This window comes from Nonomuraea sp. NPDC059023, from assembly GCF_042740095.1.
Taxonomy (GTDB): Bacteria; Actinomycetota; Actinomycetes; order Streptosporangiales; family Streptosporangiaceae; genus Nonomuraea.
Genome location: NZ_JBHYIO010000004.1, coordinates 1 through 18,867, shown reverse-complemented (window position 1 = coordinate 18,867; position 18,867 = coordinate 1). Strand labels below are relative to the sequence as shown.

The 18,867-nt window shown below is 72.7% G+C and carries 16 protein-coding genes; 6 read left to right on the top strand and 10 right to left on the bottom strand.

What is annotated here, in order from left to right; genetic code table 11:
• Positions 1-25 precede the first annotated feature (25 nt).
• Positions 26-1,297: an MFS transporter gene (locus ACFWYW_RS08300; RefSeq protein ID WP_379613518.1), complete on the bottom strand. Its 1,272-nt coding sequence runs from the start codon at positions 1,295-1,297 to the stop codon at positions 26-28.
• 33 nt (positions 1,298-1,330) lie between these two features.
• Here ACFWYW_RS08300 and ACFWYW_RS08295 point away from each other — a divergent pair, with 33 nt between their 5' ends.
• Entirely contained in the window at positions 1,331-1,453 is a 123-nt protein-coding gene (locus tag ACFWYW_RS08295) for a hypothetical protein (protein WP_379613520.1), read from the top strand.
• Here ACFWYW_RS08295 and ACFWYW_RS08290 read toward each other — a convergent pair.
• Positions 1,443-5,690: an AAA family ATPase gene (locus ACFWYW_RS08290; RefSeq protein ID WP_379613522.1), complete on the bottom strand. Its 4,248-nt coding sequence runs from the start codon at positions 5,688-5,690 to the stop codon at positions 1,443-1,445. The genes ACFWYW_RS08295 and ACFWYW_RS08290 overlap by 11 nt on opposite strands.
• Positions 5,691-6,800 (bottom strand): exonuclease SbcCD subunit D, encoded by a 1,110-nt coding sequence (locus tag ACFWYW_RS08285; RefSeq protein WP_379613524.1) that lies wholly within the window; start codon positions 6,798-6,800, stop codon positions 5,691-5,693.
• A gap of 215 nt (positions 6,801-7,015) precedes the next feature.
• Between ACFWYW_RS08285 and ACFWYW_RS08280 the strand changes: the two genes are divergently transcribed.
• Positions 7,016-7,657 carry an alpha/beta hydrolase family protein gene (locus ACFWYW_RS08280; protein ID WP_379640938.1) on the top strand — a complete coding sequence of 214 codons (642 nt, stop codon included), beginning with the start codon at positions 7,016-7,018 and terminating at the stop codon, positions 7,655-7,657.
• A gap of 8 nt (positions 7,658-7,665) precedes the next feature.
• The gene (locus tag ACFWYW_RS08275) at positions 7,666-8,487 is read left to right on the top strand and encodes a hypothetical protein (protein WP_379640334.1); all 822 of its coding nucleotides are present in this window, start codon (positions 7,666-7,668) and stop codon (positions 8,485-8,487) included.
• A gap of 9 nt (positions 8,488-8,496) precedes the next feature.
• On the opposite strand, the gene ACFWYW_RS08270 is transcribed toward ACFWYW_RS08275, so the two are convergent.
• Positions 8,497-9,405: an alpha/beta hydrolase gene (locus tag ACFWYW_RS08270; RefSeq protein ID WP_379613528.1), complete on the bottom strand. Its 909-nt coding sequence runs from the start codon at positions 9,403-9,405 to the stop codon at positions 8,497-8,499.
• Positions 9,398-10,255 (bottom strand): crotonase/enoyl-CoA hydratase family protein, encoded by an 858-nt coding sequence (locus tag ACFWYW_RS08265; protein ID WP_379613531.1) that lies wholly within the window; start codon positions 10,253-10,255, stop codon positions 9,398-9,400. The genes ACFWYW_RS08270 and ACFWYW_RS08265 overlap by 8 nt, the downstream gene beginning before the upstream one ends.
• 142 nt (positions 10,256-10,397) lie before the next feature.
• Here ACFWYW_RS08265 and ACFWYW_RS08260 point away from each other — a divergent pair, with 142 nt between their 5' ends.
• A complete protein-coding gene (locus tag ACFWYW_RS08260) occupies positions 10,398-11,804 on the top strand; it encodes an LCP family protein (RefSeq protein ID WP_379640332.1) in 1,407 nt (468 codons plus the stop codon).
• A 21-nt stretch (positions 11,805-11,825) separates the two neighbouring features.
• Here the strand turns inward: ACFWYW_RS08260 and ACFWYW_RS08255 are convergent, their stop codons facing one another.
• The 3 genes from ACFWYW_RS08255 to ACFWYW_RS08245 are packed head-to-tail and all read right to left on the bottom strand — an operon-like array spanning position 11,826 to position 14,716.
• Positions 11,826-13,748: a methyltransferase domain-containing protein gene (locus tag ACFWYW_RS08255; protein ID WP_379613535.1), complete on the bottom strand. Its 1,923-nt coding sequence runs from the start codon at positions 13,746-13,748 to the stop codon at positions 11,826-11,828.
• A gap of 3 nt (positions 13,749-13,751) precedes the next feature.
• Positions 13,752-14,207, bottom strand: coding sequence for a GNAT family N-acetyltransferase (locus ACFWYW_RS08250; protein ID WP_379613537.1), 456 nt, complete (start codon positions 14,205-14,207; stop codon positions 13,752-13,754).
• On the bottom strand, positions 14,204-14,716 hold the full coding sequence (locus tag ACFWYW_RS08245) for a hypothetical protein (protein ID WP_379613539.1): 513 nt from the start codon (positions 14,714-14,716) through the stop codon (positions 14,204-14,206). The genes ACFWYW_RS08250 and ACFWYW_RS08245 overlap by 4 nt, the downstream gene beginning before the upstream one ends.
• A 162-nt stretch (positions 14,717-14,878) precedes the next feature.
• On the opposite strand from ACFWYW_RS08245, the gene ACFWYW_RS08240 reads away from it, so the two are divergent.
• Both ACFWYW_RS08240 and ACFWYW_RS08235 read left to right on the top strand, forming a co-directional pair.
• A complete protein-coding gene (locus ACFWYW_RS08240; RefSeq protein ID WP_379613542.1) occupies positions 14,879-15,283 on the top strand; it encodes a hypothetical protein in 405 nt (134 codons plus the stop codon).
• A gap of 45 nt (positions 15,284-15,328) precedes the next feature.
• Positions 15,329-17,248 carry a serine/threonine-protein kinase gene (locus tag ACFWYW_RS08235; RefSeq protein WP_379640936.1) on the top strand — a complete coding sequence of 640 codons (1,920 nt, stop codon included), beginning with the start codon at positions 15,329-15,331 and terminating at the stop codon, positions 17,246-17,248.
• 4 nt (positions 17,249-17,252) lie between these two features.
• On the opposite strand, the gene ACFWYW_RS08230 is transcribed toward ACFWYW_RS08235, so the two are convergent.
• Both ACFWYW_RS08230 and ACFWYW_RS08225 read right to left on the bottom strand, forming a co-directional pair.
• On the bottom strand, positions 17,253-17,549 hold the full coding sequence (locus ACFWYW_RS08230; RefSeq protein WP_379618938.1) for a hypothetical protein: 297 nt from the start codon (positions 17,547-17,549) through the stop codon (positions 17,253-17,255).
• Positions 17,550-17,706: 157 nt separating this feature from the next.
• On the bottom strand, positions 17,707-18,867 hold a 1,161-nt coding region (locus tag ACFWYW_RS08225; protein ID WP_379640935.1), incomplete at its 5' end, for a DUF5937 family protein.

Genomic DNA, 18,867 nt, shown 5'->3' with positions numbered 1-18,867 from the left:
GCGCGCGAATTCCTGACTGCCGGGTTCACATCGTGTCGCCGGCGGTCTCCGGCAGCGCGGCCAGGCACAGGAGGCTGAGCACGGCCATCGCGCTGACGTAGCCGCCGACCGCCATCGTGCCGAACCCGCCGCCCTGCAGCGCGGTCGCGACGAGCGGAGGTACGGCCCCGCCCAGCACCCCGCCGAGGCTGTAGGCGACCGAGGCCCCGCTGTAGCGGTACTCGGTATGGAACAACTCCGGCAGGTACGCCCCCATCGGCCCGAAGATGAGCCCCATGATCCCGAGCGCCCCGGCCAGCGAGACACCGGCCGGCAGCACCGACCCGGTCTCCATCAGCGGGAACATCACCAGGCCCCACCCGATCGCGACCGCCGTACCGGCCATGAGCGTACGGCGCCGGCCCAGGCGGTCGGAGACCAGGGCGGACACGACGGTGCCCGCGCCCATGAAGACGACGCCGATCATGGTCAGCGCGAGCATCGTGGTCTTGGGGATGCCGAGGGTGGCGGTGCCGTACGCGAGGCAGTAGGTCGTGGCGGTGTAGAAGAGCGTGTACGTCACGGTCATCGCACCGGCGCCGAGCAGCACCCGCCGCCACTGGTGCCGGATGAGCCCCGCGAACGGCACGCGGGCGATCCTGCGCTGGTCCATGGCCTGCCGGAAGACCGGCGTCTCGGCGATCCTGACCCGCACGTACAGCCCGACGAGCACCAGCAGCAGGCTCGCCACGAACGGCAGCCGCCACCCCCAGCTCCCGAACTGCGCGTCCGTGAGCGTCGCGCCCAGGATGAGGAAGAGCCCGTTGGCGGCGATGAACCCGACCGCCGGCCCGAGCTGCGGGAACATCGCATACAGCCCGCGCCTGCCCGGCGGCGCGTGCTCAGTGGCCAGCAGCGCGGCCCCGCCCCACTCCCCGCCCAGCCCGATGCCCTGCGTGAACCTGAGCAGCACCAGCAGCACCGGCGCCGCCACCCCGATCGCCGCGTACCCCGGCAGCAGCCCGATCGCCACCGTGGACAACCCCATGAGCAGGAGCGAGACGACCAGCATCGACTTGCGCCCGATCCGGTCACCCCAGTGCCCGAACACCGCCGAGCCCAGCGGCCGCGACAGGAACGCCACCGCGAACGTCGAGAACGCCGCCAGGTTGCCCGCCGTCTCGTCCAGCTCGGGGAAGAAGGCGGCGTTCAGCACCAGAGCGGCGGCGGTGCCGTAGATGTAGAAGTCGTAGAACTCGATCGCCGTGCCGACGAGGCTGGCGACGGCGATCCTGGTCCTGCTGGGGGCATCTGTCACAACATCTCCCCGATTCCTTGACACACTGGGTCGATGACCGCAGACCGCCACCGCCCCGGCTACGTCCGCCACCGCCTCGGCCGGGCTCTCCTGCTGTACGCCGTCGCCCTCGTGATCGGCGCCGTCGTCGTGGCCGTCTGGTGGTTCACCCGCTGACCCCGGCCACCGACAACGTCGAGCCGGTACGCGTCTTGGTCACCCTGAGCTGCGCCGGAATCCGGGTGCGCAGTTCGGCGACGTGACTGACGATCCCGACCGCGCGGCCGCCGTTCCGCAGGCCGTCCAGGATGTCCAGAACGCCGTCCAGGGTGTCCTCGTCAAGCGTGCCGAACCCCTCGTCCACGAACAGCGTCCCGATCTCGGCGCCGCCCGCCTCCGCGGTCACCACGTCGGCCAGCCCGAGCGCCAGCGCCAGCGAGGTGATGAAGCTCTCGCCGCCGGACAACGTGGCCGGATCCCGGTCGACGCCGGTCCAGCCGTCGGCCACCCGCAGCCCCAGCCCGCCACCCGACCGGCCACGCGCCCCGGCCGTCTTGCGCAGGTCGTGCTGGAGCTGGTAGCGCCCGCCCGACATGTGATCCAGCCGGTCGTTGGCCGCCGCCACGACCTGCCGCAGCCGCTCGCCCAGCACGAACGACGACAGGCTCATGTTCCACTGGTTGTCCCCGGAGGTGCCCGAGGCCAGCGACGCCATCCGCTCGGCCAGCCGATGCGCCGCCGCGGCCGGCTCCCACCGCTCCAGGCACCCGCGCAACTCCCCGCACAGCTCGTCGAGCCGCCGGGCCCTGGCCTGAGCCTGATCCCGCGAGGAGACCAGCGCCGCGTACTCCTCCTCGGCCCGCCCCCGCCCCGCCTCCAGCTCCGCCAGATCAGGCGCCGCCTCGCCGGCCGCCGCGACCAGCGCGGGATCGGCCAGCGTGCTCGTCACCGCCGCGTACTGCGCGTCCAGCTCCCGCAGCAGCTCCGCCTTACGCTCGCGCTCCTCGTCCGGGCGCGCCGCCGCGAGCGCCTCGTCCACATCGGCGAACTCCGCCTCGGCCGCCGCCCGCTCCGCCTCCTGCCGCGCCGCATCCCGTTCCTGCGCCGCCCGCACCGCGCGCGCCGTCGCCTCAAGCGCCTCACGCAGCAACTCGGCCTCGTCCCCCAGCCGTGACAACCGCGCCGCCAGCGTGGGGTCGTCGCCGCGCGCACCGTCCAGCCGCGCCGCCAGCCGTCCCGCGTCACCGCTCAGCTCTTCTTGCCGGGTACGGCAGGCCGCCACCCGAGCGGTCACCCGCCGCAACCGTTCTTCCAGCTCGGCCCGCTCCCGGTGCAACCGCTCCACCTGCCCGGCCAGCACCGCCTCCCGCCCGGCCGACCGCCGCAACCGATCCACCTCGGCCACGGCCTCCCGCAACATGGCCACCCCGACCGCGGGCTCCCCATCGACAGCCACCGAACCCCCGCCCCCGGAGACACACGCACCCGAGGCAACACCCCCCGAGGCAGTGTCACCAGCGGCGGTGCCGTCCGAGACAGCACCCCCAGAGGCGACGCCAGCCGCGGCCCATCCGCCCGAACCCTCGGCCTCCGCGACATCGTCGCCTGGTGCGACATCCGCACGGGCGACAACCCTGGGGCTTTCCGAGGCCTCGCTCGTGCGAGCGGTATGCCCGGAAACGGTGTTGCCGGGTGTGGTGTCCGTGTCGGGAGCGGGGAGGCGGTTGATGAGGCGGGCGCGTTCTGCGGCCAGCTGGGTGTGGTGGGTGCGCTGCGCGGCGATAGCCTCGCCGACCTCGCGGGCCTGCTCCGCCGCGTGCCGCTGCTGCCCCTCGATCCGCTCGACCTCGGCGGCCAGTCCCGGCTCACGCCCGGCGACCGCACGCAGCCGGTCCACCTCCTGCTCGGCCTCCCGGAGCGCCCGCCGGGCGTCCTCCACGCTCAGCCCACGACCCTGCTCGGCGCCCCCACCAGCCGAGACGCCCTCGGCCGCCATGACGGCCCGCACGACCGGGACGTCACCGGACATCCCATCGACAGCCGCACCGGCACGCGCGGAACCACCCCCGGAAACCGGTGAGCCTCCGGAAACCGGCGAACCTTCGGAAACCGGTGAGCCTTGAGCGCCGGAGTGTCCCGCGTCGGGCGACTGAGTGTCGAGGTGCCGCCCGTCGGAGGGGCGTGGCGGAGCCCAGGGGTGGGGGTGTGCCGGGTGGGCGGCTTCTGTGGCGGTGGCCAGGCGGGTTTCGAGGGTGGCGATGGTGAGTTCGGCGGCCTCCCGGCGGCCCAGCGCGGCCTCGTGGGCGGACTCGGCGGCGAGTTCGTCGTCCGGGGAGGGAGCCGTAGGGGCCGGGGAGGCGGGGTTCGGATGGTGCGGGGAGCCGCAGACCGCGCACGGCGCGCCCGAGGACAGGTCGCGGGCCAGTTCGGCGGCCATCCCGTCCAGGCGGGCCTGGCGGAGGTCGAGCCAGCGTTCGCGTAGCCGCTGGGCTTCGTCCACCAGGCGCTGGAGGGCTTCGGTGGCGGTGTGGAGTTCGCCGGTCAGGGCGTCGCGGCGGCGGGCGGCCTCCAGGACGGCGCGCGCCGCGTCCCTCGCGGCGATGGCGGCGGGGACGGTGGCGGCCTCCGTGCGTACCCGGGCCAGCGCGTCCTTCGCCTCGGCCAGCTTTCCTGGCAGGTCGGCGGCGGCCGCCGACAGGTCGTTCTGGCGGCGGGTCAGGGTGTCGAGCTGGGCGGCCAGCCGTACCAGCTCACGGTCGGTGTCGAGAATGTCGGACACGGCGGCCCGCACGGCCTCGGCGGCGGGAACCCGCGCGGCGTCCACCCGCGACTGGGCCAGCAGCCCTTCGGCCTGTTCGATCAGGGCGGGCAGCCCGGCGAGGCGGGCGGTGGTGCTCTCGTCGTCGGTGACCAGGGCGGTGAGCTCGTCCTCGACCCGGGCCAGGTCGCGGCGGATCACCGACAGCCTCGCCTCCTCGGTCAGCAGCTCCGACAGGCGCGCCGACTCGTCATGCCGCTCCCGCTCCAGCGCCGCCAGCCGGCCGGGCAGTTCAGGATCGTCAACCCCGACCGCCCGTCGTCCCTGCTGCCCATGCCGACCGGGCAACCGCGCCTCGACCGTGCGCCCCTCCACCGCGCGGGCCTCTGACGTGCGGGCTTCTGTCGGGTGGGCGTCATCGGAGAGAAGGAGGGGACGGGCGCGGGCGAGGGCGTCGGCGGCGAGTGTGCGGGTCTTGGCGGCGGCCTCCGCGCGCTGGCGGGCCGCCGTCACCAGCGGGAGCACCCGATCGGCCCGGGTCGCGTCGTCGAGCAGCGCCTGCAGGTCGGCGCGCTCTTCCGCGCGCTCGTCAAGGGTACGGCGGAGCGCGACGGCCGCCGCGTGCCGCCGCTGCCGCTCGGCCAGTGCGGTGGCCATCTCATAGGCGTTCCTGGCCCGGCGCAGCGCCGACTCCGCCCCGGCCTGCCGATCGGCGGACCCCGCCACCACGGCCCGCGCCGCCGCCAGCAGTCCACCGGCCCATGCGAGCGGATCGTCCTCAGCGGTGAGCGGCCCGACGGCGGTGGGCGCTTCGCCAGTCGTCGGCTGCCCCACAGCCGTGGACGGCCCGACAGCGGTGGGCGCTTCAACGGCCGTTGGAGGTTCGACGGTCGCGGGCTGCTCGGTCAGTTCGAACAACGCGTCCTGTTCTCCGCCGGGCACCTCGACGGGCGCACTGGCCGGGAGCAGGAGCGGGGTCAGGTCGTCGCCCGCAGCCTCCTCGATCCGCTGGATGGCGAAGTCGACCTGCTGGCGTAGTTCCTGCTGCTCCCGCCACGCCTGCTTGCGCCGCTCGGCCAGCCACGACTCCGCCTGCGTGTAGACCTTGACGGTGAACAGCCGCTCCAGCAGCCGCCGCCGGTCGTCGCCGTCGGAGCGCAGGAAGCGCGCGAAGTCGCCCTGGGGCAGCATGGCCACCTGGCAGAACTGGTCGGCGTTCATGCCGAGCAGCCCGCCGATCAGGTCGCCCGCCTCGTCGGCCCGCGTGGTCAGCCCCGTCCAGGTGGAGCCCGACCGCTCCTGGACGATGACCTTGGCCTTCTCCTCGGTGAACCCCGAGCCGCGCCGCTTGGGCCGCTGCCAGGCCGGCGAGCGTTCGACGCGCAGCAGGCGGCCCCTGAGCGTCGCCTCCAGCGTCACCGACGGGCCGACGTCCGGCGGCGCGTGGTCGCAGCGCAGACTTCTGGCGCTGTCGCGCTGGGCGTTGGCGACCTTGCCGAACAGCGCGAAGCACAACGCGTCGAGGACGGTGGTCTTGCCCGCGCCGGTGGGGCCGTGGACGAGGAAGAGACCGGCTTCGGTCAGCGCGTCGAAGGAGACCGTCTCGGTGCCCGGGAACGATCCGAACGCGGTGAGCGTCAGCAGGTGCGGCCGCATCTAGGCCATCGCCTCCTTGATCCTCGATGCCTCGATGGCCAGCCTGAGCAGGTCTTCCTCGTCGCCGGACGCGGGCTCGCCGCGTACCTCACGGACGAAGTCGAGCGCCACCTCGGCCTCCGCGCGGCCGTTGATGGGGGCGACCGGGGTGGCCTCGGCGGCGCCGGCGGGCTCGAAGGAGAGGGCGAGCGTGTGCGGGAAGCGGGCGCGCAGCCGGTCCATGGCGGACTTGGGGCGGACCGCGTCGGTCAGCACGATCTGGAGCCAGTGGTCCTCGTAGGCGGCGTGGCGGGGCGAGGCCAGCAGGTCTTCGAGCTCGCCCCTGAGCCGGCCGATCGGGCGCGGGACCGGCGCGGGCACGAACTCCGGCTCCTCGCCCAGCGTCACCAGCCAGCTGCCCTTGACCTGGTTGACCTCGGAGAAGGAGTAGGCCAGCGGCGAACCCGAATAGCGCACGGTCTCCGACATGCGCTGGCGGCCGTGCAGGTGGCCGAGGGCGACGTAGTCGAGTCCGGCGAAGGCCGACAGCGGCACATGCGCCACCCCGCCCACGCTGATGTCGCGCTCGCTGTCGCTGGCCTCTCCCCCGGTCACGAACACGTGGGCCAGGGCCACGGAGCGCGCGTGGCGGGCGGCCGAGGCGCGGATGCGCTCCGTCGCGTGGGCCAGCGCCGCGGTGTGGCTGCGCTCGGCCAGCTCCCAGGGGCCGCGCACCAGCTCGGGCTCCAGGTAGGGGATGCCGTAGAAGGCCACATCGTCGAGGACGACGGGCTCCCAGGCGAGGTCGGGGTCGGTGCGCAGGTGCACACCGGCACGATCCAGCAACGAGGCCCCGACGCCAAGGCGACGCGCCGAGTCGTGGTTACCGCTGATCATCACAATCCGGGCACCGGCGTCGACGATCCTGCTCAGCGCCTCGTCGAACAGGGCCACGGCGTCGACCGGCGGCAACGCCCGGTCGTAGACGTCACCCGCGACTGCCACCACGTCGACCCGCTCCGCCATTATGGTCTCGACCAGGTGATCGATGAAGGCCGCCTGGCCCTCCAGCAGGCTCTCGCGGTGAAAGGCGCGGCCGAGATGCCAGTCGGAGGTGTGCAGGATCCGCATGTCGCAGGAAGCTAACAGGTCTCACCGACAAATGCGGTCCCCTGCGCCACATGAGCCGGGAGTAGGGTGGAAGATCAGTGGGCAAACCAGCGCACATGGGGAGGCCGATGCGCACAGGCCGTGGCACCTTGAGTGTTGCCGCAGGTTTGGTGCTGGTGGCTTTGGCGACCGTCGGATACGCATTGCCGCCGGCGTTCGATCCGCCGCCTTTGCAGGTGGATCAGGCGTTCCGTTCCCTCGCGCCGCAGCCGGCCGAGGAGGTCAGGCCCGTGGTGGCGGCGGGGCCGGTACGCACGACCGAGGTGACGATCTCCGCCGAGCGCCAGACGCTCTCAGGAACGGTCCGTTTTCCGCTCACCCCCGGTCTCCACCCGGGGATGGTGTTCGTGTCGGGCTCGGGCAACGGCTCGCGGGAGGAGTTCACCCCGCAGGCGGAGTTCCTGGCCAGGGCGGGCGTGGCGACGATCGCGTTCGACAAGCGGACGATCGGCTACACCTTCCGCGAGCGCGACTTCGGCCTGCTCGCCGACGACGCTCTGCGATGGGTGCGGTGGCTGCGCGACCAGCCGGGCGTCGACAAGTCGCGGGTGGGGCTCTGGGGCGTGAGCGAGGGCGGCTGGGTGGTGCCGATCGCCGCGGCCAAGAGCCTTGATGTGGGCTTCGCCGTACTCGTGTCCTCGCCGAACGTCTCGCCGCTGCGGCAGGTCGCCTGGGCGCTGAACGAGCAGTTGCTACGGCTGCGGGGGGCCCCGGGGGGGCGCGGCCCGCGGTGCCCGGCCCGGGGGGGGGGGGGGGGGGGGCGCAGAGCGCTCTGGGGCTCGGGGGGCGCGCCGGGGGGGCCCCCCGCGACCTGCTGACCAGGGCCATGGGCGGGGTCGGATTCAACTTCCTGCGCTACGACGCGATGCCCGCGCTGCGGCAGATCAAGCAGCCCGTCCTGGCCCTGTACGGCACGACGGACCCGTCGATCCCGTTCGTGGAGTCCACGCAGGCGCTGACGAAGGCGCTGACCGAGTCGGGCAACGACCAGTACACGATCCGCTTCATGGACAAGGGCGACCACGCGCTGCGGATGTCGGGCGGGCCGTTCACCAAGGGGTATCTGGAGACGCTGGCCAACTGGCTCAAGGGCCTGCCGCACACCGCCCGGCCACAGGTGCACATGGCGGGCGCGACGCCCGTGCAGCGCTTCGAGGCCGCCGACGTGCCCGCCGCGCCGTGGTACGCGGGCGGGACGATGCTGGGGCTGACGATCTGCCTGGCCGCCGTCGGCTACGTGGCCGGTCCCGTCGCCTCCATGGTGGTACGGCTGCGCGGCCACAAGCGCGCCACGGCCGAGACGAACGCCAGGCTGTGGCCCCCGATCCGGCGCCGCCTGCACCGTATGGCCTGGACGGGCCTGGCGCTGCTGATCTCGGTGGGCGGGTTCATCGGACTGCTGGTGATGTTCTCGATCAACCAGGCGGGCGCCTGGCCCGCGGTGCTGGCCGGGTGGCTGCTGGTGCGGGCGCTGGCCGTGCTGCTGCTCATCCAGGAGGTCACCGCGGTCGCCGCGGTGGTGTCGGGGCTGCGCGAGGGCTGGCAGCCGAGCCGCTGGCAGCACGTGGCGATCGCCGGGGTGGCCGGCGGGACCGGGCTGCTGCTCGTGGCCGCCGCCTACTACGGCCTGTTCTCCTTCCCCTGGTAGCCGTCCCGTTCAGTTGATGAAGGCGGCGCTCCAGCGGTCGATCTCGGCGAAGACCTGCTTGCGGGCGGGTTCGGCGGACAGCACCAGGTCGTGGATGCCGTCGGTGATGCGCACGCAGGTGACGTGGGGGCCGATCGCGGTGGCCCAGCGGGCGATCTGCCGCGGGTCCAGGACGATGTCGGCGGAGCGGGCCTCGGGTACGAAGTCGCGTACGCGCAGCCCGTTGCTCGCGGCCAGGACCAGCACCGGGACGTCGACGTCGAGTCCCTTGTGCAGGCGGCGCTGGGCGCGGCGGATGGCGGCCAGCCAGGAGGCGTGCACGGAGAAGCCGCCGAGCGGCTTGAGCTCCAGGTCGTAGTCCCATTCGCCGCCGGACGAGCGGTGCAGGCTCTGGCCGTAGGCGGTGCTGACACCGAGGGGCAGCGCCCGGTTGGAGTAGGAGAGCGGGGTCTTGAGGAGGTCCGCGGCCAGGCGGACCGGGGCCGGCACGTTGAGGTCGAGGAACGGGCTGTTGAGCACCAGCCCCTGGGTGAGGCCGCGGCCGCGTACCCGGTCGGCCCACAGGGCGGCGACCAGGCCGCCGGTGGAGTGGGCGTTGAGCGTGAGCGAGTCGTGGTCGCGCCGGATGATGCGGACCGACTCGTCGATCTCCGGGAAGTAGTCGGTGACGCTCCTGATCAGGCCGCGGGTCTGGTGCGGGAGCAGGGACCGGCCGTACTTGCGCAGGTCGAGGGCGTAGAAGTCGACGCCCTGGGCCAGGTAGTGGTCGGCGAGGTGGTCCTGGAAGAAGTAGTCGGTGAAGCCGTGGATGTAGAGAACGGCCCGGCCGGTGGGGGCCTGCGCCCTCCTGGTCAGAAGGGTCGCGATGACCTCGCCCTCGGCGTCGGGCGGGAGCGGGAGGACAGTGCTCTCATACATGTTCATCACGATACGGCCATTCCGGCAGCCCCTCGGGCAGGTCTGTGCTCACCTTCATCGGGAAGGCGGCGGGGCGTTTCTCCAGGAACGCGGTGACGCCTTCGACCGCGTCGGGGGCGCCGCCCAGCTCGGCCATGAGGCGGGAGTCGGCGGCGTGCGCCTGCCAGGGACTGTCCGCCGACAGGCCGGACCACATGAGCCTGCGGATGGCGGCGACGGAGACGGCCGAGGTGTTGCCGGCGATCTCGCGGGCCAGGGCGTGGGCGGCGGGCAGAAGGTCGGCGGCCGGGTAGAGGCGGGAGACGAGCCGTCCGCCGAGCGCCTCGGCGGCGTCGAAGATCCGGCCGGTGGCCGACCATTCCATGGCCTGGGCGATGCCGACGATCCTCGGCAGGAACCAGCTCGACGCGGCCTCGGTGACGATGCCCCGGCGGGCGAAGACGAAGCCGAAGCGGGCGGTGTCGGCGGCCAGCCGTACGTCCATGGGGAGGGTCATCGTGGCGCCCACGCCGACGGCGGGGCCGTTGACGGCGGCGATGACCGGTTTGAGGCTCGCGGCGATGCGCAGCGCGACCGTGCCGCCGCCGTCGCGCGGGTAGCCGTCGATCAGTTCCCCTTTGCCGTGGCCGAAGGTCTTGCCCCCGCCGGACAGGTCGGCACCGGCGCAGAACGCCCGGCCGGCGCCGGTGACGACGACCGCGCGTACCTCGTCGTCGGCGTCGCTCCTGTCGAAAGCGTCGATCAACTCACCGCGCATCGTAAAGGTGAAGGCGTTCAGGCGTTCGGGACGCTTCAATGTGACGGTGGCGACACCGTCCGTCACGGTGTAGTCGATCTCGGAGAATGCCATGGACCGAATCTTATTCGGTTACTGATGTTCACTCTCCACTAACGTCATATTTCGCATTCCATCCGTATGCTGCCGCCCCAAAGCGGCCTACGGTGGACTGCGCGGGGAAGCGGGGATGGGTGTGTCACGGAGCAAGGTACCGGTGAGCACCGGCGCGGTCCTGGGATGGACCTTGTTGTCGGCGCTCGTGCCAGGGGCGGGCCATCTGCGGGCCGGCTGGCGTAGGACCGGCCTGGCGTTGCTCGGCTGTTACGCGGCCGGGCTCCTCGCTCTGCTCCTCGTCGCCCTGACCGCCGACGGCGACCTGTTCGGAACGGCCGTCAACTGGCTGCGGACGATCGCGATCGGCTCGCTCGTGCTCGGGCTGGCCTGGTTCGCGCTGGTCGTGCACACGTTCATCGTGCTCAGCCCCGGGCGGCTGCCGCAGAACGCGCAGATCCTCACCGGAACGCTCGCCGGGCTGCTCGCGGTGGCGGTCATCACGCCCTTCGCCTACGCCGCCCAGACCGTCTGGACCATCCACAGCACGATCGGCAACATCTTCGCCCCCGACGAGCCCCAGGCGGACCGGCCGCAACAGCAGGGCCGCCCGGTCGACCCGTGGGCGGGACGCGAACGCGTCAACATCCTGCTGCTCGGCGGCGACGCCGACACCCACAGGACCGGCGTGCGCACCGACAGCATGAACCTCGCCAGCATCGACGTCGCCTCCGGCAACACCGTGCTGATGAGCCTGCCGCGCAACCTGGAGAACGTGCGCTTCCGTCCCGGCACGCCGATGGCCGAGCGTTTCCCGAACGGCTTCCGCCTGCCCGCCGACCCCGGCGGCGGCCGCAGCGACCTGCTCAACAGCGTCTGGGAGTACGCCGACGCGCACCCGGAGATCTTCGGCGGCCGCACCCACCAGGGCGCCAAGGTCCTCATGGACACGATCGGCCACACCCTAGGCGTCAAGGTCGACTGGTACGCCCTGGTCAACATGTGGGGCTTCGCCAAGCTGATCGACGCCATCGGCGGCGTGACGATCAGCGTGGAGAAGGACGTCGTGTTCGGCAAGTACAACGAGGGCCTGGTCAAGGCGGGCACGCGCAAGCTCAACGGCGGCGACGCCATGTGGTACGCCCGCTCGCGCACCTACTCCGACGACTACACCCGGATGCGCCGCCAGCGCTGCGTCATCGCCGCCCTGCTCGACCAGTCCGACCCGGCGACGGTTCTGACCCGGTTCAACAAGATCGCGCTGGCCACCAAGGAACTCATCAGGACCGACATCCCCCGCAACATGCTCGCCCACCTGGTGCCGCTGGCCCTGAAGGTCAAGAACGCGAAGGTGTCCAGCATCCAGTTCGTCCCGCCGCTGATCAGCACCGGCTACCCCGACTGGGACAAGATCCGCCAGATCTCCACCAAGGCCATCCGCGACTCGGCGGAGCGCCGCCCGGCCGCCGCCGCGAGCGCCACGCCGTCCGGCTCCAGCACCCCGAAACCCCGCAAAACCACCTCACTAGACCCCACAAAGAGCCTCGGCGACGGCTGCGGCGTCCTCTGACCCCCCTTTCTCCGGTACGGCTCAGCCCCTGCGGAAGGCGGCGCGCCAGCGGCGGCGTTCCCCGTCTCCGATCTCCTCGATCGCGGCGGCGAACCCGCCCTCGCCGAAGGCCGCGACCTCTGCCGGGGTCAGCGGCCACGGCGGCGCGTACACGGGCCCGCCCTCGTCCCTGGCCGAGGCGATGACCAGCAGCGTGCCGCCCGGCGCCACCAGTTCCCGCACGGCGGCGATGGCCGGCGGGTGCAGGTCCTCGGGCAGCGCCTGCACCGTCATGATCTCCACGACCAGGTCGAACGCCCCGCGCCACTCCCCCGGCAGATCCAGCAGGTCAGCAGCGGAATAATCGACGGCCGACTCGGGGAAGCGGGTCCTGGCGCCCCTGACGGCCGATTCGGAGACGTCGAAGGCGGTCGTGGCGTAGCCGAGCCCGGCCACGTACTCGGCGTCGTCTCCGAGCCCGCACCCGACCACCATGGCCCGCCGTCCGTCCCCCTGCGACCCTTGCGACCACTCGACGAGCAGCGGGTGCGGGGTGCCGGAGTCCCAGGGCACGACGGCCGCGCCGGAGGCGGCCTCGGCGTAGAGCCTCTCGAACCAGCCGGTGGCGTCGCCGCCGGCCAGGGATTCGGCCGCCAGCCGCCGGGCGTCCTCGTCGGGGTCGCGCATGTCTCCTCCGTCGCGTGCGAGCTCCACGACGTCTATCAGATGGCCGTCCGGCCCGGCCAGCTCCCGCTGCCGGTAGGGATGCTTCGCGACATATCCCAGCTTCAAGGCTTTCACCTGAAGAATCGGGAGCAGCGTGCAGACGTCGCGGTTGGGGTGAGGGCACGGAAACTGCGTGTGCCACCACCGCAGGTCCGCCGCCTTGCCCTCGCGGACCAGCGCGATCACATCGTCGTCGTCGGCGTCCCTGCCGAGCAACGTGCCGGCCGCCTCGATCACCGTCCGGCGAAGCTCGTTCGCGTTGGCGAGCCATTGGTCCCGGCCGAGGCCGGCGAGGTTCGGGGTCGCGCCGGTCCCGCGGCTGATCCCCGCGAGGAGGCGGTCGACGAACCGCCGCGGCACCTCGGTCACGACGGGAGCGTCCGCCGGTTCCGGGGCGGGCCCGTCGCTCCAGCCCAGGTCGTCCATGGCGCGGCCCTCGGCGCACGCCGAGTTGGCCCGCATCCAGTACCAGACGTTGGGCCCGATCCGCCCGGCCAGCCGGTCGTGGCGGAGCTTCCAGGAAAAGGCCTCGTAGACGTCGCCGGGTGTGCCCGGGGCATGGGCCATGAACCAGTCGAAGGCCCAGATGCTCACCAGAAACCGCCGCAGCACCGCCGCGACCGGCTCCTGCCCGGCCAGTTCGGCCCCGGCCAGCCAGTCGGTCCGGCGGATCTCCCGGACGGCCGCGACGATCTCCGCCTGCCACGGGGTCGGCTTCAGGAGTTCGTCCCCGTACAGATCCATGAGCAGGTGCTTGCGGTACGTGCCGTTCTTGAGCCGGGTCAGCTCGATGATCAGCAGGGCGCGCAGTTCGTCCTCGGGCAACTGCAGGAGCAGCGGCAGCCCGATCCGCAACCGGGGCTTGCCGTGCCAGTTCCTGGCGACGCCGGTCAATACGAAGGCGCTGATCCGGATCTGGGGTATGCGGCGGAACCCGGCCGTCCGGGCCGCGTCCTTCACCACGGCGGCCAGCCGCGGCTGCCTCCGCAGCGACAGCCGCGGGTTCTGCCAGGAGTAGCTCCTGACGCCGGCGACGCACGCGCAGAGCCCCATGGTCACCGCGAAGAGCAACGTCCACGGCCAGACCCCGGCTCCGCCGAGCCGCAGGAAGAACCAGCACCCGCCCGCACCCACGGCGACGCACGTCCACAACAGCCAGGGAATGCTGAACAGCCAGTAAGGGATCAGCGCGGAGGGTTGCGTCCTGAGCACGATCTTGAGTAATCGCCAGTTCGACACGGCTCAGACGTCCAGGGTGTAGCGGTGTTTCTCCAGCGAGCGGGCGCCCAGGCGATCGTAGAAGCGGATGGCGCCCTCGTTCCAGACCGGCGTCTGCCACTGCACATACGGCAGGCCCAGCTCCCGCGCCAGCTCCACCACCGCCGCCATGAGCAGCCGCCCGAGGCCGTGGCCCCGGCTGGCCTCGTTCAGGAACAGGCAGTCCATGTGCAGGTACTCCGACCCGGCCCACGTGGACACCTCGGCCGCGCAGGTGGCGTAGCCGACCACCTCGCCGGACGGCGTCTCGGCCACCAGGCAGCGCAGCCGGGGAACCGCGGCGCCGAACAGCAGGGCCGACAGCCGCCCGGCCAGGTCGGGCGGGGGTGGCGGGGCCTTCTCGTAGGCGGTGTGCTCGGTGGCCAGCTCGGCGACGCGGGGCAGGTCGGCGGGTACGGCCGGCCGTACACGAGCATTCAACGGACCTCCCCGGAGATCACGTCGGCGCTCCACGCGGACACCCGTCGCCCGATCGGCCCGTCACCGTCGAGCACGTGGCGCACGAACGCCTCCCGCTCGTGCGCCAGGATCGCGGCCTCCCACACGCACGGCGCCAGCCCCGCCCGGCCCGGCCGCAGCCCGGCGGGGTCGCCCGCGGGGCCGACGAAGATCGCGAGGTCGGACATGTGGCCCTCGATCCAGGTATGGATGATGACGTAGTCGCCGTCGCCTCCGGCATGCAGGATCAGCACCGACAACCCCAGGGAACCGCGCAGGGCGCCAAGCGCGAGGTGCCCGCCGGCGAGGTCCAGGCCGGTCTGCGTGTCGATGGCGCTCCGGCCCGGCTTCTCCAGCGCGTACACCTTCACCAGGTGACCGCCGGCCGCACGGACGCCGAGCGCGCGGACGGCGCGGGCGTGGTGCTCATCGGACAGGGACAGCAGAGCGGCGGCGTCCACCGCGCCGGGCAAGGTCAACGTCTCACTCATGAGCACATCATGCCGTCCGCCCCCGACAGGAAACCATCGGCGGCGGTGCCGTGTCAGGCGCCGTATCAGGACGGCGACGGCCCGGGATCAGGACGCTCGGCGAAGGTTGGGCTCATGAACGGGTCAGCGAGACCCGGCGACAGACTCGAAGGAGCACCCACCATGTCCATCACCCTCACCGACCAGGACACGCTCACCCTCCGCCTCGCCGCCTGGGGCGCCGTCTCCCTGATGTCCGCCGCGGGCGCGGCCGTCTCGGCCCACAAGGCCGCCACCCACGGCTCGCTCGCCCTGACCTCGGCGACCGGCCCGGTCGGCCACGTGATCACCAAGGCGCCCAAGGGCGTGAAGTACGGCAAGTCCGTCGCCGAACTCGCCGACCAGGTGCTACCGGCCCTGACCACGGCCGTGAACCTGCTCAAGCAGCAGGATCCGGCCGAGGCGGACAACTTCCGCCGCACCGTCGTCGTCGCCGTCGAGGCCGCCGCCCGGAGCCACCAGGGCGAGCCCGGCCCCACCATGACCGAGATGGCGCGCAAGATCACCGAAGCCCTCGACGCCGCCTGACGGATGCGCCTTCCCCTCTCTCCCGGCGGCTTGTACCGTTCGCCTGTGGGGCCGGGAGAGGGAAACTTCACGTCCGAACCGCACCCGCTGGCCGAAGGCGATCCGCTCCGGATCGCGGACTACCCGCTGACCGGCGTCCTGGGCAGCGGCGGCCAGGGGGTGGTCTACCTGAGCCGGACCCCGCAGGGGCGCCCGGTGGCCGTCAAGACGCTGCACGCCCGCATGGCCGGCGACGACCGGGCCCAGGAGCGCTTCCTGCGCGAGACCGAGATCGCCCGCCGCGTGGCCGCCTTCTGCACCGCGCGCGTGCTGGACGCGGGGATCGCGGGCGGGCGACCGTACCTGGTCAGTGAGTACGTCCAGGGCCCGTCCCTGGAGCGGCTCGTGAAGCGGGACGGGCCGCGCACCGGCGGCGGCCTGGACCGGCTGGCGATCACCACCCTGATGGCGCTGCAGGCGATCCACCGGGCCGGCGTCGTGCACCGGGACTTCAAACCCGGCAACGTGATCATGGGCCAGGAGGGGCCGGTGGTCATCGACTTCGGCATCGCCCGCGCACTCGAACACTCCACCACCGCCTCCGGCCTGGTGGGCACGCCCGCGTACATGTCCCCCGAGTTACTCGGCGGCGCCGTCGCCAGTGTGGCGTCGGACGTGTTCGCCTGGGCCGCGACCATGGTGTACGCCGCCTCCGGACACCGGGCCTTCCCCGGCTCGACCCCCGGTGCGATCCTCAACGCGATCATGACCCGCGAGCCCGACCTCACCGGCGTACCCGGCCGTCTGCGCCCGCTGCTGACCTCCTGCCTGGCCAAGGACCCCGCCTCCCGGCCCGCGGTCGCCGACCTCCTGACCGCCCTGACGCATGAGCGCCCGCTGGCGGCTCCGCGCGTGGCCGTGGGCCGCCGCCGCATGATGCGGGTGCTGGCGGCGGGCGTCCTGGTCGCCGCGGTGCCCGCGGTCTACGGCCTGTTCTCCACCACCCCGGGCCTGCCGTTCGGCAGCCTGGTCCGCCGGCCGGTCACGGGCCGCCAGCAGTGGATGCTGTCGCTCGCGCTGAGCCAGGTGAACGGCCGCCCGGTCGTGGTCAGCGGCGGCTACGACGGGACCATCGCCGTGGCGGACCTGGCCACCGGCGCCCCCGTGGGCGCGCCTCTGCAGGGCCATGAAGGACCGATCTGGTCGGTGGCGACGGGCCTGCTGCGCGACGCCCCCGTCGTGGTGTCCGGCGGCCTCGACGGCACGGTACGCCTGTGGGACCTGGCGACCGGCGCACCGATCCACGAACCGTTCGCGGGCCACCGGGGCTCGGTCGAGTCGGTGTCCGTCGGCCTGCTGGACGGCCGTCCCGTGGCCGTCTCCGGCGGTCAGGATCACACGGTACGCCGGTGGGACCTGACCGGCGGCGCACCCATAGGCGGACCCATCGAAGGCCATCCGGCCTGGGTGCTGGCCGTCGCGGCAGGAGAGTCCGTCGTGGCCTCCGGCGGCCACGACGGCAGGATCCTCATCTCCGACCTGGCCACCGGCGCGAAGGTGGCCGAACGCGCGGCAGGCCACAGCGGGCCCGTGGAGTCGATGACGGTGGGACGGCTCGGCGACCGCCAGGTGGCGATCTCCGGCGGCGGCGACGGCGACCACTCGGTACGCGTCTGGGACCTGGTGACCGGGGCGCCGATCGGCCGGCCGTTCACCGGTCACCGGAGCTGGGCCCTGGGGCTGGCGGCGGGCGAACTGGACGACGGCCGCGCCGTGGTGGTGTCCGGCGGGTACAGGGACGAGACCGTACGGGTGTGGGACCTGGCCACCGGGGCGCCGATCGGCGCGCCGTTCCTCGGCCACCGGGGGCTGATCGAGGCGGTGGCGATCGGGGTGCTGGACGATCGGCGGGTGGCGGTGTCGGCGGGGGACGACGGCGGGGTGCGGGTATGGAGCCTCGGCCCGCCGTACCCGCCGGGCTCTTGAACGGCTACGCGCGCTGACGGCCCGCTTCGACAACCCACAGGACGGTCGCGCCCATGGCGGCCATGAACTGTACCGCGATCAACGAGATCTCCACCCCGTACGGCATTTCGGCGTTCTGGACGATCACCAGCAGGGCCACGAACGCGGCCATCAGGAGATTGCCCCAGCCGCCGAGACGACTGTGGCGCCGCCTGTTCAGCCAGAAGGCCCAGGACGGCGCCCGGTCGATGATCACGCTGTGGACGCCCAGCGCGGCGTTGAGCGAGGCCAGGACGAGCAGAATCCACGCGAAGGTGATCACCCACCCATTGTCACTCACCCGCTGGGTCGCGCCAATCCCGCCGGACGTCCCACCAGGTCGCGCGAGGCTGCCCGAACGCGCCCCTGACCTGCGATCGCACGGGTTCCAGAGGCGCATCGAGCCGTTCCCCCAGCCACGGCACGTGTGCCGAGCCTGCTCAGCGCAGTACGGCCGTCAGCAGGTCGGCGCCCAGCGCCGTCAGGTCGGGGAGATTGACGGTGTAGCGGACGTACCGACCGTGCCGCCGGGCGGTGAGCAGGCCCGCGCGGCGCAGGACAGCCAGGTGGCGGGACACCTCCGGGGGTGAAAGTTCCCAGGCGTGGGCCAGCTCACCGGTGGTGTGCGGGCCGCGGGCGAGGGTGCGCAGCAGGCGCAGCCGTACCGGATGGGCGAGGGCCTCCAGCCGGAGCGTGACGGTTTCCAGCGACACCGGCTTCGATGGGCTCGCCTCGGCCACGGGGTACTGCACCACCGGCTGCCACCCGGGCGCGTGGACCGTCACCAGGTGCGGGCGGCCGAAGACGCTGGGCAGGAAGGTGACCCCGGTGGCGGTGGTCGCCTTGTCCTGCAGCTTGTCCACGACGATGCTGTCGCCGTCCGGCGACAGGGTGACGGCGCCGGAGACCGACGCGAGCGCCGCCCCGATGCCCTTGCGTTTCAGCAGGTCGTTCTTCAGGCGCAGGTCGGCGGCGAGCGGTGCGGCGACGCCCGTCCAGGCGGCGTCGAAGAAGGCCTCGGCGCACTGTTCGAGGGTGTGGCGCACCCGTGCCCGCACGGCGGCAGGGTCGGCGAGCAGCCGTTCCGCGAAGGCCTCCTGGAGCGCGCCGCGGGCCTGGGCCAGGTCCAGGGCCCGCTCGCGCGCCGTCGCGTCGGCGAGCGGCGACGGCGCGGCGAAGTGGACCCGGTTGCTGCCGCACGTGGTGACGAGCGCGGCGGTCACGTAGGTTTCGTCGTCGATCCGGTCCACGTCGTCCAGTTCCTCGGCGAGGGTCGGCCGGGGACGAGCGGGCACCAGGAAGTCGGCTCGTGAGGAACGCCAGAGGAACTCCGCCTCCCTGAGCCGCTCGGCCAGCTCCGGCCGCAGCCCGGCCCAGACGTCCCCGGCCCAGCCGGCGAGCTGCGGGTGGTGCCCGGGTTCCGCCAGCACGTGCAGCATCGCCGTCAGCTCGGCCAGCGGGGAGGCGGCGAACCGCAGCCGCCCGGACGGCAGGCCGCCGATGTCGATCCTCAACGTCATCCCCTCATCATCGCCGGTCGGATGGCCGGCGACGGCGTCGGGTGTCGGTGGGCGTGACCCGGCGGCGCGGGCCCGGCGGGC

Bases quoted from the DNA above. Each gene is read 5' to 3' on its own strand.
- ACFWYW_RS08295 (WP_379613520.1), top strand. From the start codon at position 1,331: ATGACCGCAGACCGCCACCGCCCCGGCTACGTCCGCCACCGCCTCGGC.
- ACFWYW_RS08290 (WP_379613522.1), bottom strand. From the start codon at position 5,690: ATGCGGCCGCACCTGCTGACGCTCACCGCGTTCGGATCGTTCCCGGGC.
- ACFWYW_RS08285 (WP_379613524.1), bottom strand. From the start codon at position 6,800: ATGCGGATCCTGCACACCTCCGACTGGCATCTCGGCCGCGCCTTTCAC.
- ACFWYW_RS08275 (WP_379640334.1), top strand. From the start codon at position 7,666: ATGGGCGGGGTCGGATTCAACTTCCTGCGCTACGACGCGATGCCCGCG.
- ACFWYW_RS08270 (WP_379613528.1), bottom strand. From the start codon at position 9,405: ATGTATGAGAGCACTGTCCTCCCGCTCCCGCCCGACGCCGAGGGCGAG.
- ACFWYW_RS08265 (WP_379613531.1), bottom strand. From the start codon at position 10,255: ATGGCATTCTCCGAGATCGACTACACCGTGACGGACGGTGTCGCCACC.
- ACFWYW_RS08245 (WP_379613539.1), bottom strand. From the start codon at position 14,716: ATGAGTGAGACGTTGACCTTGCCCGGCGCGGTGGACGCCGCCGCTCTG.
- ACFWYW_RS08240 (WP_379613542.1), top strand. From the start codon at position 14,879: ATGTCCATCACCCTCACCGACCAGGACACGCTCACCCTCCGCCTCGCC.